Source organism: Anabaena sp. PCC 7938, from assembly GCF_049315035.1.
In the GTDB taxonomy this organism is placed as follows: Bacteria; Cyanobacteriota; Cyanobacteriia; order Cyanobacteriales; family Nostocaceae; genus Anabaena; species Anabaena cylindrica.
The window spans coordinates 47,146-62,054 of sequence record NZ_CP186036.1; the positions used below are offsets into that span (position 1 = coordinate 47,146).

Consider the following 14,909-nt stretch of genomic DNA (forward strand, 5'->3'; position numbering starts at 1 on the left):
TCCTATACTTGTTTCTATACCCCACTCAAAGCACTCAAGGGCTGATACGAAACCAGGATGAAAATTCTGATAGTATGGCAACACCCAAACCAAATGAAGCTGTACCCCTACTAGACAACGGGGCGACTAGAGAAATTATCAAAGCACCCCAGATATTTCCAGTAATGCTTGGAAGAAAGCTTGGTTTAATTTTCCTTGGTACGATAAACGGAGAAAATAATCACTGCTACCCCCATTTCCTATAGTCTCGTAAATACCACGCTTAGAGCTTGGAGACCTAACTGCATCAGCAAGTTTTTGTAGAATTTTTTTGCGCTGTTCAGGTTTTGTTCTCTCGCTTTTACCAAGCAAAGAAAGGATTTGAGCGGAAGTATAGGCTACTTTTGCGCTATCGTCATAAAGCTTTCCAAAAAGTTGCTCAAGCATATCACCTTCTATCCGGCGTATACGTGTAAAAGTTTCTATTACTGCTAGCTCAACCTCATGTTCATCAAATAAAGCATCTTGTAGCACATTAACAGTACTTGTTGTTATTTTGTCCAGGTAACTAATTAATTTGATAGCAGCAACACGCCCAGGCACCGGATTATGCTTTTTCACCGTTTCTGCTAATAATGGCTCTAGATTATTTTCACGAGCTAAGTTAACGAATGTTGCTGGTGATAACTCAGCATAGACTGCCACATCAACTAAAAGTACAGTAAGTTTACAAAAATATCCTTCATTGCATACACTATTAGCTAAAGTTTGCGCTAACCAAGCAACTAGCAGTTGAAATATTTCTGGTTCATTATCAATAATAACTGCATATTTTTCTGATGCATTACTAAATAAGCTTCCGCCTGTACCCAATGGAAAGGTATTTGATAATGCAATTTTACCAAGTAGATTTTTGATATTGCCCACTTCTCCAACCAAAGCAGTAGCAGCAGAGATAGTGTATTCATCTAGTGCTTTTTCAGCAGCCTCTATAAGATTAATATCTGGATTTTCACGCTTTTGTTGCAGTGCTATTAATGCAGATTCAATAACAGGACAAGGAGTAATTTTTGCAGAAGTATGCTCATATATTTGCAAAGCGCGAATATCTTCCATTCCTTCAATGCTTAGATTTTTCAGCCAATAACTTGGATCTTCCGTATAATTTTGCTTATTCTCTGGTAAGAGTAGCCAACACAGTGAGTGCATCATTGCTTTGCGAACCCGGTTATTTCCAGTTTCAAAAGCACTAAGGAATGCTTTCCAGCCCTCTGATGTTAGTTCTGCAATTCCCTTCAAATTTTCTTCTGCTCCATTTACACCATCGGCATTGGTATTAACTATTTCTGCCCATTGCTCAATCAAATTTGGATCGTCATGTATAATGTCATATTGTGTTAATATCGCCACATGAACAATATATGGTAATTCTTCTTTATAATCATTTATTGCCTGTCCAAGGGCATTCATGATTTCCTCACCAAGTTCTGAAGCCCGAAAGACTCGCTGTTCTCTTTTGACACCGATAATTCCGCCACATAGCACTAGTGTGGCACGTATGCGGGATCTATCTACTCTACTTTTAACTAGTTTTAGTAAACCCTGTATGGTTCGTGGAGTCAAGCGTCTACCTTTTTCAGACAAAAGTAATGCTGCATGGTTAACAATAAATTCATCCCAATGTTCTAACCAGCTTTCTATTACTGGAATCGCATCTGGTGTGGGGTCTTGCAGTAATGGTAAGAACTTATGAACAATCTCGTCATTTCCAATATTGAGTAATTGATCTAAAGTTGTTGCAGCAATGCGCGTTAATGTCAATCCCTTTTCTATACCTGCTTCGTATAGTTTTTCAACTTTCGCTGTATCAGGAAAATTAGCTAGTGCTAACCACAAACCATCAACAGTAGAAATATTTTCAAAGTGGGTAAGTACATCATTCACAATTGTCCCCAACACAACAGGAGTCCACAAATCTATATCTCCTTCAGTTGCTTTTTGTAACTGGTCGTGAATCTGTAAAAGTTGTGGACTGCGTAATCTGAGTGCTTTAAATTTGCTCCAAGAGTCAGTAATATTTTGGGCAGTTCTAAAATATTCTGTCAGCAAATCAGGTTCAGAAAACAACAAAGGGTACAAAAGACTCAGAGTTTCAGATCTTTGGTATTCGTCGGTAATCAGAGATGCTGTTTGGATTGCCTCATGTAGTAATTTTTCTTGTTTTTCTTGCTGAAAATATCTTGACAAACGTGCTAACGTGCGAGTTTTATCATCTGGGTCTAAGATTGTTCGAGCAGCAGACAGCACTTCTTCTAATATATTGTTCGGTTCTTGAGTATCAAGATGCGGTATCAGGTACTCAAAAACCCGGCATTTTTGATGAGGGTCAAAAATAGCACGCGCTACCTCTAGCGACTTTCTTCGCAAAGGTTCACCTTGTAAGGGGAAATAACGCGCCAGCCTCAGTAATGCCCTAGAGCAATAATAAGGATTTTGGATATCATATGCCATTCTTAATATTGCATCTGGCAAGCGAGAGTTATTATTGAGTTGTGGGGCTAAAAGTTTAACAATTCTCTCGCTGTCGGAATTATTTCGCAAATTAAGAGTTAGTATTTCTGGTAATAAATCAGTATTTTGTATTACAAGTGGAATTATTCCGCCAATAAATACAGATATTGCAGCACCAATAAAATCAGGACGTAACTTTTCTATACCTATATTTTCAATTGCACCCATTACTTCCAATGGAATATCAGATGAGTCTCTGATACGCGGAGATAAATCTTCCACTACCCACTCAGATATATATTCATCCCAATTTAAGTTCTGTGTTTGATGAACTAGCGACAAAGAATTAATAATTAAATTAGGAGCCATAACTGTCATTTTGTCTAAAGCAACAGCAGCGTTGTAGATAATATCATCGGCAAGTCCACCTAACAATTGAATAACCCAGTATTCTGCATTTATGTAATCTTTTTGTGCCTCAGATAAATTATCTTCCCAAGGTGTATAATCTAGAGGCTTATTACAGTAAGTCAGCATTACATTAGCTAGCGTAGCCACAACGTCATTCCAGTGTAAGTCATTTAATTCTGAAGATAATTTATCAAGTGCTACAATCAATTGATGCCGCTTGCTAATTTTTTCATCTTTATTTTTTGTGTGACTGGGGTCAGCTACAGGTTTTGGTAAATTAATTTCTTTGTGTATAGCACGGGTGACTGAATCTTGAAGTAAGCTTCTTAATTGAGAAAACTTCTTTAAAACTGACGAAGCAATTTCTTCGTGTGTACTAGAAGCTAAAGCTTTTTGCAACTCTGAAATAATATTTTCGCCCAATGCAGCTAAGGCGATTAGTGCATCTACTTGCAGAACTGGGTTATTAGAACCCTTCCAAATTGTCCACAATTTGGGTATGAGAGACTCAGGGGCTTCTCCTTGTCTCAGTGCAGAAAGTAAAACTTCGGTTAGGGGCGAGTCACAGTAGATAGCTTCAGCAGTAAATTCAGGAGGTTTTCTAGCTAGTCCCATCCTACCACCCATGTCAGTCTCTAAATAGACTGCTATACTGTAGCTGGGATCATCAAAAGATCCAAACTTGCCAATATAATATTCGCGATTTCGTGCAATTTCTTGCTCACGTATATAGTCTGGTTTATTAAGAAACAAAGCTAGTTCTCGATACTCACTCAATATTTCTTGAGCCTTATAGTCATAGTATCCTCCGTAGAGCGCAACGGTTAAGCGTAACCACATAGGGTTAGACTTTATACGTTCTACCAGCCTTGAGTTCTTCTGCAAAACGCTTTTTAAAGGTAGCTTATGTCTAGGAAGCTCAACCTGCTGTCTTCTTGTCCACTTTTCGTACTTATTTCTCTGCTCTTCGTAAGCTGCTTGAGCAACAGCAAAGTTGGTTTTCTGTTCCTGATATTTGGCAAAATCAGTTTCCCTTAGTATCCGCCATTCCTTTTCAGTAGGTTGAGTTGGTTCAGTCGGTTCCCTACGCTCGGTTATGGGATTAATTATTTCTTGAATACAATTATTTATTGCCCAATTCCATTTTTCACTATCATTAGGTAGTGCATCTAGCAATGCTTGGGTGATTTTATCTGTGAACCAATTATATTTGTGAATTAAAGCAGCAGCAGCAGGAGCAACATCAGGACGTGATTCTGGGGGATTTCTAAGTGCATCGCACAATACCCTTTCAATCAACTTTGTACTATTATCTTGCAGGCGTATAAAAGCATTTTCTATTTGTTTACGCAGCTTCTCAAATTGTGCTAGTTTATCGTGGTCAGCATAGGCAAATAATAATCTCTTTGCTACTTCTTCGACAATTTGTTCTGAGATATTCCCCATTTCCTCCATTGCTATTGCCATCAATAATGGTGTACGTGGCAACAAATCACCCAAAGGATCATCCGCATCCAATAGGGCTTGCAATATTTCTTTGCATTCTCCTGATGCCCAGTTAGAACTAATATGTCCAAGTACTAATAAAATAGGTTCTCGCCAGCGCGGGTCATCTAATCTCGATATAATCTCTTGAGCAGCAGTGTCTTTAGAACGAATTAGGTAGAGTGCTGCTAGGTACTCCTGAAAAGTTAGATGTAAGAATCCATAGAGAAATTGACCTCTTGCTGCTAGTAGACCAATATCTTCTTGTACAATTTGGATAAAATTGTCTACTTTCTCACCAATCAATTGACTTTTTGACTTGAATTTTGGCAACTCGTCCAAGTATTGAGAGATGATTGTTTTAAGTTCCTTGTATTCAATCAGACCAGTAGCGTAATTCTGATGTATGTGAGCAGCTAGAGGTGATAATATATGAGTCAATTCTTCAGCAGTTAAACCCTGACTTGCTATTAATCCTGTCTTGTACCAATCTCTCTGCTGACACCAATCTTCCATCAGGATTTCCATTGCTAACTGGTACAGATTAGCACGTTGCTCAGGTAAGCTACCACGCCTATGGAAAACCATACCCAAAATAGTAACCAGTAGTGGGTTACTTGCCAATTCTCTGATTCTAGGACGATTGGGATCGTAGATGGCTACCTTTAGGGCTTTTGCTTCTTTTATAGCTTGTTTTTCAGCAGCTTCTGATTCTGATTTATCCTTGGCTATACTTAATTGATGAATTGCCAATGTCCAGGTATCGCAGAAATGTTCAACTGCAACTCGACTCATGGGTTCAATAGTCACTTGAGTTACATTACGTCTAATTGGTGAAGCATGATAACCAGCAATACGGCTAGTGATAATAATTTGATTACCGCCAATCTCCATTGGAGTAACTTGATTATCAATAGATAAAGTCGGCAGCATATATTGAGATTTAGGCTGACCTTTGATATCTATCCAATCCTTGATAAATTCTTCAATTTTAAGAACAATTTCTTCACGTTGACTTGTAATCTCATCCATGCCGTCAAGGATAATTACGGCTTCTCCTCTGTTGAGATAATCTTTAATCAGTTTATTTAGATTTTCGGAAGGCAGCTTTTCTCCTGCATGAGTAAGAAATTGTCCAAGCCAAGGATGATATCCCAGATATTCAACTAACATTAGGGGCTTTTTCTGATAAGCTTCCGCATAATCTGACACTCTTAGTATCACTGGCAGGCGTGGTAGTCCCAAACTAATTATCTTATCACTTTCTGTTACCTCTGGATCAACCTGAGCTAAGGGAACAATTACCTCCCCGTCGCCGTTGAGCATGGCTTGTGCCAGTTTGACAGTTAACCAACGAGCAAGAGTAGTTTTTCCACTACCTGGATCTCCCAAAATAACTAGCCAGCGATCCTTCTGGAATGCTTCTCCCAAAGTAATACTCTCTAATTCTATGATCGGTGAAGAAGATGAGCGATCCCTTTCTTCGAGGGAAAGCATAATAGGGTGTTCTCTCAAAATTTGTCGCCGAATGTAATTCCATAGTTCTTTCTCCTCTGGAGTTATAGGTTCAAAACCCAAAATTTCTTGAACTTGCTTATCTAAGAGTTTGTTCGCCTCAATACGCTCTTTATAAGTAGTGCGATCGCCCTTCAACGCCACATAGACTTTTTCTAAGAGAACCGTTGGAGATTCATTCGCCTCACGCACGCCACGCAATTCTAAACGATTATGCTGTTCAATCAGCCATCGCAAATAAGCTTCAAGAAGGTTGACGTTATTTAAGTTATTGGGAGACTCTAAGATCGGTTCACTTTGTTGATATTGCCTTTTTCTTTCAATAATAGCAATTTCAAAGTTATGCCTCTGATTTCCTAACAAGTTTGGTAAAGGAACTTGTATATCCTTCTTGATATTGTGTTCTTTGGATTTTCGTGTTAGCCATTCGTAGAGATTATTAATGCGAACTCGATTTTCTATATCGGAAATTTCGGAAGGTGATTCAGTGAGTGCCTTATGAATATAAAAAGTTAAAAAACTAGCTTTTAGCTCATCAATTTCTTTAGTCTTCTCTAATCGCTGACTTGCAGTCATAAGAAAATAGCGGTCTGATTGCCCAGGAGTCCAGGTATCTTCCGCTGATCCTGCGCTACAACAATCTAAAATGATCAGTTTATTAAGAGCTTTACATTCTTTATCTCTAAAAGCTTTTGTAATATAATTTATATCGATCCAATCTTGTGGATGCTGTAAATTACCATTTAGTACAAGCCGTAGCTCACCACTTGGAAGACCATGCCCTGAAAAATAAAATATAAGGGTATCTGTTTGGCTCGCCCCACTAATAAAATCATCAAATTTAGCCATCAATTCATATTTGCTTGGCTCAGACTTCCAAATTTCATAGTCGTGAGCTTCTAGACACTTACTTATTAAAAGGGCATCATTTTCACAGTACTTCAGTCCTAATGTATTTACTCCAAGTATAAATGCTTTCTTAGACATAATATTTTCGGCTCTTGCATCCCTTTTATGGTGATTGAGGATTTATTGTAACAAAACCCTTGCCCCGCAAGGGTTATAAATAATTATGGTACTTCCTTGAATGAAATGCTTACAGGATAAGGCTTTCAAGGATTCTGAACTAGGTTGTCCATAAAAATAACCGAAGAACCATATTTTCATTTACTATTATCTTTAATCTATATCTTTTACATCAGAGCTAAATTTTATAACAACCCCATTTATGAAGCTAAACTGAAATTCAAAATTTTGGATTGTAGATTCTTTTTTGGGTTCAATTATTTGGTACTTTTTGATTTTTTCGTATTGCGGGTTACCTTCTTTATCTAAAACAAAATTCCCCTTTGCATCTTTCAATTCATGAATTTCATAATATTCTACAAAATAAGGCTTTCTATAGTATGTATTTAACACTTGTGAAATAACAAAAGAAATAGTTGCTAATGCTGCACTACTTGCTAAAATAATAGTGACTATATCTTTTGTTCTGGCTCCTTCTTCTGATAGATATGGTTCAATTCCATATCTAACTTCTGCATCAATGTTTTCAGTTTGTAAAATGTCGGATATATCTACATTTGATTTTACAAACTGGAGTATATCATCGTCTAATTCCAGATAAATTTTTGTTGTTGTCATTTGTGTATGATTCCAATTTTTGATTTCAGTTTTTTTTGCACAGGTCTTGGTCGTAAGCCTTCATATAAATTTGATTAACACACCAATACCTTAGCCAGAAAAAGAAGTAGTCTAGCTTTTGCCGAAATAGCCTAACACAAGACCATGCCTGATTATTAGGCAAAATATAAAACCCCAATCTAGACGCGCAACAAATCCACGTATACATTATACTGTTATGCTTACCGAAAATTCTAGTAGGCTCCATGAAAACACATTCTAGGTGAGTACTTAACGGGTGACAAGGTGGCTAAACAGCTTGTTTCATAAGGGAGAAAGCCTGCAAGCGAGTTAGCTTCTGTTGGGTTGTGTGAAACCGGAACTGTGTGGGAACAAGAGCTTTTGTACTACTTGCCTCTAGTAACACGCTCGCTATATTTACCCCAGGTCGCTACACATATCCATGCGGCGCGGAATATGGTTCGGACAGGTCTAGTATGGGGTTTTTTGCATAAACCCTCGAAAAGGGGGAATAGAGAAAATAGTGTTACTAGACTTGGGTTAAATGCTGAAGAATATCATCCATGTTGATAGGTGCAGAGTATTGAAACAGTAAACGAAATGCTACTTTCGTTTACTGCATCACTTTTGCGGGTATCTCGGTGGCTACCCAACACCTGATCTACAGTTCGGCATTTTTGACACCCAGCACCAATAATTTAATTTCAAAGAGCGATCGCCTCATTTTCCCCCAAGAAGAATAAGTATCAGCCTTGGTTCTGTCCAATTGAGATTGCTTTGCTAGATATGCCTCAGTGTCGTTATTACCACGAATATATCTAAGCTCGAATACTTTAAATTGATCAATAGCTCTAGCACCTACAACTTGAGATACTTGAAAATCAGTCCGGCTCTCATCAAACTTGACAAGAGCGATCGCTACTTTCTCTCTAGTAGTATCTGCAAGTTGCGCTCTGCTCCGTTGAAGTTCAGCTACTTTTATTTGTAGGTCAGAAATAGCGATCGCATTCCGATTAGCTTCAGCATTTGCACCTTGAGAGCCTTGAAATAGTGGCACACCAATCACATTTAGTAACCCGTTCAATATTCCAGTTTTACCAGAAAATATCCCCAGTAAGTTATCTATCAATCCGTTTCCTTGCTGGGGTTGTCCTGGTGTGGGAGTGGGGCCAAGTAAGTATTGTAAAGCAGGGGTGAGAATAGATAACCTTACAGTTTTGGCATTACGCGTTTTCGCCTCATTTATTTTGTCATTAGCTTCTTGAATTCTGTTGTCTAATTCTTTTAGTAGAACTGAACCACCAACAGCTTTAGTTTGGAGTTGATCCAAACAGCTTGATGTCGTTTCTAAACAGGGTAAACCGCCCCGCATTATCCGCCACATATCATCATTGAATTGATCACTTAAAAGTTTATCAATATCCGGTCGATTAAAAGGGTTTTGCTCTGTTTTAGGTACTAATTTATCAGCTTCCTCTTCTGCCTGTTCAGGGTCTATATCATCGCCCTCTGTCGGCATTGTCGGATTTGTCGGTGTCTTCCCAGAAGGCTTACTGGCAGGAGATTCAAAGGTTTGCTCCTCTTCTGGAAAATCATCTGTCGTAGTTGTCGGAGTTCCTTTACTGGGGTTTGGCGGGGTTAATGTCGGGCTTTGTCGTGGTTGTGGGTTTTGTGCCACTGCCGTTTCTATTCTTAAGGGAAATATTAGAATCAATAGTAATAGAAGTTGTATATTTGCCGTCTTTCCCCGTCCACGGCTTAATTTTTCTAATGTAGCCATTTCTCGGACTTCTTACTATAGGAATATCTGCTAATTTATCATCAATTGCTGAAAGTGATATATCAAGCTGTGCAAGCTGATAATTTTTGTTTCTGATAGATTCTTCATACTGCAATCTAGAACGTTCGTAATCTTGTAAAGATTGGGTTATAGATTGCGATCGCTTGCTTTCCTCAACACTAGCTTCGTACTCTTGAACCTGTCGCCTTGTACGTGCTGCTTCTAATCTAGATTTAGCTATATTTAATTCTGACTCTGCCAAAACAACGTTAGTTTTTAGCTGCTCTAGTTCCTGGTTCTGACCAATAGCCGCAGCGGATAATTTAGCTTGCGCTTGCTCAACTTCTGATAGTGCTTGACTGTGTTTTGACTGTAACTGCTTTAATTTAGATTGCTCATGTTGTAAAATTTCTGGCTGCATTTTCATATCATTCATAGCAGCTATCATTTGTTCTTGCTCATTGATATTCTGGGATGCGATCGCAAGTGATGCACCAGCCTTTTCAAATTCGGCGCGGCGCTCTGGGTTATCAGTTATTAGTATTGTAGAACGGCTATTTAGTACTGCTCTAGCTTGCTTTAGTTTTAATTCAGCTTGTGCAATATTCGCTAATTCTTCGTTAAAATTAGCCGGGGGAATTTCCCTTAATAATGGTGTGGGTAACGGCTGTGTAGGTGGAATTAAAGTTTTAGAGTTTAAGTTGTCAATCTGTAGCTGAATAGATTTTTTCTGACGCTGTAACCTTTGGCGTTCGGTAGAATTATCAGAAATAATATCACCCTCTTTAATTTCATCCCCTAGTTTTACTTTAAGGAATGAAGGAGAATTAACAGATATAGACATCTTTAATGGTCTATTTTTTTGTAAAACTGAGTTAAGTTGCTCTGGTTCTTCATCATCCTCATTTGCTACCTGCTGGCTTACAGCTTGAGCTACTGCGGGGTTTTCCACAGCATCCTTATTTCCCTTAAGAATGAATAAGAATAGAGCGATCGCACCTATAACAGTAATATTTATTAATAATTGGTTATTCTTGATATCTTTCATAAAACGGTTTTATAGATGTTTTGATTCCATCACTCCCCATTCTAACTAATGCCTCTAGCGGTTGCAATTGTGCTACTAAATTAGCTGAAAATCTAAACCTATTAGAAACAGCCTTAACTTCTGTTTGATCCAGCATAAGTATAATTTTTGTAGAAGTATTAGCTATAACTTCTTTACTTAATTCACAATCTCTTTGAGAAGCTAAGATACAGCATAACCCGTATTTTCTACCATCTGCCAATATAATATTTAAAGTTTTACTGTTCTTAACTTCTTTAGCCTCATCAATAATAATAAACGTTCTGGGAATTTTATCTTCAATTTCACCAGCAATCCTATGAGAATCCATTAATTGTTTAATTATCGCTTCAGTTGCGATCGCACTTAACCCCGGTACTTTGCCAAGTGCAGATAAATCAAATCTAATTATCGGTAAGTTTAGATTAGGTTGAGGCTTGTTAAAAATACCATACTCAAACATAGCCGCAAGTTTTAAAGCAAGCTTGTTAGATTCTTTACAGCCATCCTGTATTCTTGCTTCAATTTCATCTCTAAGGTGTTGAAAGGTAGGGGGTTTATTAGTCCATGTTTTCGGGTCTTCCTGCGTTATTCCACAAGCTTTGTAATTTCCCACTAGAATGTCAATCATCAACCCCTCCTGATTTGCACCCATAACCAAAGCTTTACGCAAAATAGCTGCTACTGCGATCGCTTGCAGTGCTGGACCACCACCTTTGGTATCTAAATCTATGGTGAGGGGATTAATCCCATAATTTGATTCCATATCAAGTGGGTAGCAAATTTCATCAGGTAGTTCCTGATCACCATGAAAATCTATTGAGATAATTTTTATAGTGGGAAATAATTTCGGTAACTCATAAGCGATCGCTTTTAGCGTTTGAGTTTTACCACTTCCAGAAGTACCGATAATAGCTACATGACCATTAGGCAAAGTTGCAGGATTCCAGTAACAGTTTTCCCCTAAGAATATACCTGAGTGCGATCGCTCCTTTGGTAATTTGTTGTTACTATTTGGCTTGAGAGTAGCCTGTGGTAATGGTTTCATATTTGGTTAGTCGTAATAATTTTGATTTGAATTTGTCCGGTAGCATATTCATCCCCTAAGAATTTGCTCACAGCTTGTAATGGTGCAGCTTCTAAAGTAATGCTACTAGATGTAGCTTGAATGCTAGGGAATTGGTAAGGGTCACGGGGAATTGAAGATGTATCTAAGTCGTCAACTGATAGCTGGCCACTAATAAATACTGTTGAGCCGGCGCGTTTATATTTAGCGATCGCTCCTTCAATAGATTCATCATCTAAAAATATAGATTCAATTGTAGTAATAGCAGGTTTTCCAACGTCTGCGGTAATTTCTTGAATAATAATCTGACTATCAGGATCAGTTGCAGCTTTATACAGTTTCCCTGTATTGGGTTCAGAAACTATAAAGCCGTTACCTTGACTTTGAATTATGTGAAACTGCCCATTAATTTGTGATCTATCTCCAGCCCTTACACCTTTGATATTTGCAATGATTTTATGAGTTGCCCCAGATTCGTTGTAAATATGCTGTACACCTGAACTAGAAGCAATCAAGCGGTTGAACTGGGTTAAAACTCCACCTCTAGAATTAATACTGAAACTGCTAAGAGCGATCGCAATCAAAATACAAAGTATGAAGTATTCAGCGTTGCTACCAGTCTTTAAACGTAGGTTTCTATTGCCTGGGCAGACACATCTAACTGGTGAAGGCCAGAACATTTCTACGCCGCCACGGGTGAAACAATCTGCAAACCAGCCAAATGTATAACCAATTGTTAGGGCTGATGCTACTGGTAGTAATTTTGGTAAAAATATTGATATTCCAAAGGATGCGATCGCAACTACAGCAGTAGCTACTAGTGAGTGTGTACAACTTCGATGAGGCATTGTACTTTCAAAATATCCAGATATCCAAGGAAATAACCGACCAGCCGGTGAAGTAGAAATATCAATATCTGGTAATAAACCACCCATTGCCCCAACAGCAATAATTACCGGATCTGCACTACCAAGCAATAAACTGGCCGCTGTGCCACTAATCAACAGGTGAGAAATTCCTAGCATTATCTAATCCTCCTTTCTTCTTGAGGCAAGCTGTAAAGCAGACGGGAAAGCCCAAGGAATATGGCCGCTGCAATTCCACCAAATATGTAGAGAGCTTGGTCATTAGTTCCCAGACCGATAAACCGCATAATTACAAAGAATTACACCAACTACCAAAATTAGTGGTGTGATGTCAAAGTATCTTCTGTGGTCTGCTCCCTCAATATCTAATCCTAAGTATTCCTCCTCGATGGCGCGAATAGCCAGCATAGGATTACCCCCTGCACGCTCTTGAAGTTTGGATAAATCCGCAGCTGATAAATCAATCATTCTCTCAGCCGCAGCGCTTCTCATTATTTCCCTAATTGCCTTTTCTGGTAAGGGTCTTAGCTCAATTCTAGGAATATTAATAAATATGTCGGAACGTGGCGGGTCTGTCGCTAAAACTAGCATTGGTACACCCTTACGGCGTAATTGCTTTAGCCAAATTCTAAACTTCATATCGCAACTTTGAGCATCATCTAGAATTATAAAAGCTGTGTTTTCCCCTAAGAAGTCTGCGATCGCTCTTTTGAGTTTATCCACAGTTAGATTTTTTCCCTCTATATCCTGTGTGGGTAAATCAAACTGTTGAGTGATTTCTAAAAGCATTTGCTTGGGTGTAGTTGGTTCGACAAAGGCCACCATAAAACCATCATCAGTTAGCTTTTCAACTACTGACTGAGCCAGTACAGATTTACCGCTGCCTTCTTCACCCACAATTAAAATTGCACCATTAGCTAATAGTGATGCTGTGGTGCGGTTTAATTCTGCTTGTCTATAAATGACAAAATCACCGGCTGTAACTTCTTCCTCCGCTTCATTCTTAAGGGAAATCTTAGAAGGTTTGGGAATTAGTGAAACTATAGTGGGGATAATTATTAAGGGATTAAAGCTACTAAGAACAATACCTAATCCCCCAATAAATAGTTTAATAAGTTCAACTATCCGATTTTTTCCATTGCTTGATGTATTAGGTTTTGAGGATCGAAAATCGAACGATTGAAGTTTAGCCGCGATTGAGTAAAATTTGCGGTTGCTTCCTTCACCTGCTGCTTTAAATCTTCAGGTAGTTTGTCTGGATTAGTGTAGAAATGAGTTGCGATCGCAGCGTTAGCGATTAACATCCCAGTAGCAGCTTCTGCGCCACCGCGAACCAAATTTACCATATCATCATCGGGCATAAACCCACTATTTATAGGCTGCGCGTGTACCTCTGTACTTTGCTGATTTGGTACTACAGCCTGTGAATTTGGTTCTTGTACTGCTAAGGATTTAGATTCCTTCCATTCATTGATGTACTTCGATATGTCTCTATCGCTGCCCCTGCCCGCTTGCTGACGAACCACGGTGCGAGTTATTTTTTCGGTTTTGCTACATAAATCTTCGCAAATTTCAAAAACTATTTCTCTTAGGTGTCGCTTATCTGTACCATTGGTGCTTTCTGAAGTTTCTTCTAGCGTTGAGTCATGAAGTTCTTGATTATCAAGGATTTGAGTATTTTCTTCATCTGCGATATTAGTCATTCTCACTGATTCCTAAAACTCATAAAAAACATGGTACTGCGGACTAAAAGGTATGAAACACAGTACCATTACTTAAGTATTATTTAAAATTTATAACAAGCTATTAGAAATTCTTGTTTGCGGAGCGCCTCCCAGAGAGGTAAAAACTTATAAAAATGGTTAACGAACATTGCTTATGAAAGTACTAAAAGCGATGTCTACGCCCACCGCGAACTAGATATCAAACAACTTTCACAAACTCCGTTGAAACCAAATTATTCAGAGATTGGGCAGTATCTTGCAGGTACTCATCTGCCATTTCTTTACCCATATATTTGAGCAGCGTGGCGTAAGGGTTCACTGCTGAATAATATAAAATTATCAATGCTTCATAACAGCTTTGAGGACTACTGTAAATCTCCCATCCCTCTAGAAAATAGGTATCAGCTTCCTCTTTGCACCCATTCATTACGTAAGCGAAATAATACCCCACCTCGTGTTTTTTGTCGTTTTCTAGTTCAGCCAGGAATTTATCTAGAGACATATTGGTGCATCCACCACCTGAAAGGGGGAGATGGGGAGCGTTGGGGAAGGGGTAGGATATAATCTCAATTCTTGGTGGATCACCTTCCCATGCAGCTAAAAGTCGTGCTTTGAAGTTATCCATAGTTACCGCCATACCTTGAAGTTGCAATCCCAACGTCCAGGGCGGTCTGTGGGTGATGCCTGTGCATCAGTACCGCCATATTCTTCAGCCGTTTCTTCGCACTTTTTTTGTGCTTGGGATCTGTTGCGTGCGCCAATTTCCTCGCTTTCTGTGCAAGGTTGGGCATCGCTATCTGGTAAATATTCGCCTAATTCGTTATCAGTCTTGGGTTTAGAAAACAATCCCATCTTTTTTCTC

Annotated in this window: 10 protein-coding genes; all 10 read right to left on the reverse strand. The window is 38.7% G+C overall.

What is annotated here, in order from left to right; translation table 11 throughout:
• Positions 1-138 precede the first annotated feature (138 nt).
• The 10 genes from ACOWPH_RS28860 to ACOWPH_RS28905 all read right to left on the reverse strand — a co-directional run bounded on the left by ACOWPH_RS28860 (position 139) and on the right by ACOWPH_RS28905 (position 14,899).
• Entirely contained in the window at positions 139-6,888 is a 6,750-nt protein-coding gene (locus ACOWPH_RS28860) for a caspase family protein (RefSeq protein ID WP_015217806.1), read from the reverse strand.
• Between the two features lie 192 nt (positions 6,889-7,080).
• Positions 7,081-7,545, reverse strand: coding sequence for a hypothetical protein (locus tag ACOWPH_RS28865; protein ID WP_015217807.1), 465 nt, complete (start codon positions 7,543-7,545; stop codon positions 7,081-7,083).
• 661 nt (positions 7,546-8,206) lie between these two features.
• Complete coding sequence (locus ACOWPH_RS28870) at positions 8,207-9,223, reverse strand: hypothetical protein (protein ID WP_015217808.1); 1,017 nt, start codon at positions 9,221-9,223, stop codon at positions 8,207-8,209.
• Positions 9,165-10,373, reverse strand: coding sequence for a hypothetical protein (locus ACOWPH_RS28875; protein ID WP_015217809.1), 1,209 nt, complete (start codon positions 10,371-10,373; stop codon positions 9,165-9,167). The genes ACOWPH_RS28870 and ACOWPH_RS28875 overlap by 59 nt, the downstream gene beginning before the upstream one ends.
• Positions 10,354-11,439 (reverse strand): ATP-binding protein, encoded by a 1,086-nt coding sequence (locus ACOWPH_RS28880; protein WP_015217810.1) that lies wholly within the window; start codon positions 11,437-11,439, stop codon positions 10,354-10,356. Before ACOWPH_RS28880 ends, ACOWPH_RS28875 begins: the two co-directional genes overlap by 20 nt.
• Entirely contained in the window at positions 11,436-12,482 is a 1,047-nt protein-coding gene (locus ACOWPH_RS28885) for a metal-dependent hydrolase (protein WP_015217811.1), read from the reverse strand. The genes ACOWPH_RS28880 and ACOWPH_RS28885 overlap by 4 nt, the downstream gene beginning before the upstream one ends.
• Positions 12,483-12,584: 102 nt before the next feature.
• Positions 12,585-13,220, reverse strand: a complete 636-nt coding sequence (locus tag ACOWPH_RS28890; protein ID WP_422665744.1) for an AAA family ATPase — start codon at positions 13,218-13,220, stop codon at positions 12,585-12,587.
• Positions 13,221-13,444: 224 nt separating this feature from the next.
• A complete protein-coding gene (locus ACOWPH_RS28895) occupies positions 13,445-14,026 on the reverse strand; it encodes a DNA-binding protein (RefSeq protein WP_015217813.1) in 582 nt (193 codons plus the stop codon).
• A 220-nt stretch (positions 14,027-14,246) separates the two neighbouring features.
• Positions 14,247-14,672: a hypothetical protein gene (locus tag ACOWPH_RS28900; RefSeq protein WP_015217814.1), complete on the reverse strand. Its 426-nt coding sequence runs from the start codon at positions 14,670-14,672 to the stop codon at positions 14,247-14,249.
• 2 nt (positions 14,673-14,674) lie between these two features.
• Positions 14,675-14,899 carry a hypothetical protein gene (locus ACOWPH_RS28905; protein ID WP_015217815.1) on the reverse strand — a complete coding sequence of 75 codons (225 nt, stop codon included), beginning with the start codon at positions 14,897-14,899 and terminating at the stop codon, positions 14,675-14,677.
• Between the last annotated feature and the right edge of the window lie 10 nt (positions 14,900-14,909).

Coding starts and splice junctions, on each gene's coding strand:
- ACOWPH_RS28880 (WP_015217810.1), bottom strand. CDS start 11,439: ATGAAACCATTACCACAGGCTACTCTCAAGCCAAATAGTAACAACAAA.
- ACOWPH_RS28865 (WP_015217807.1), bottom strand. CDS start 7,545: ATGACAACAACAAAAATTTATCTGGAATTAGACGATGATATACTCCAG.
- ACOWPH_RS28905 (WP_015217815.1), bottom strand. CDS start 14,899: ATGGGATTGTTTTCTAAACCCAAGACTGATAACGAATTAGGCGAATAT.
- ACOWPH_RS28900 (WP_015217814.1), bottom strand. CDS start 14,672: ATGGATAACTTCAAAGCACGACTTTTAGCTGCATGGGAAGGTGATCCA.
- ACOWPH_RS28895 (WP_015217813.1), bottom strand. CDS start 14,026: ATGACTAATATCGCAGATGAAGAAAATACTCAAATCCTTGATAATCAA.
- ACOWPH_RS28875 (WP_015217809.1), bottom strand. CDS start 10,373: ATGAAAGATATCAAGAATAACCAATTATTAATAAATATTACTGTTATA.
- ACOWPH_RS28860 (WP_015217806.1), bottom strand. CDS start 6,888: ATGTCTAAGAAAGCATTTATACTTGGAGTAAATACATTAGGACTGAAG.
- ACOWPH_RS28885 (WP_015217811.1), bottom strand. CDS start 12,482: ATGCTAGGAATTTCTCACCTGTTGATTAGTGGCACAGCGGCCAGTTTA.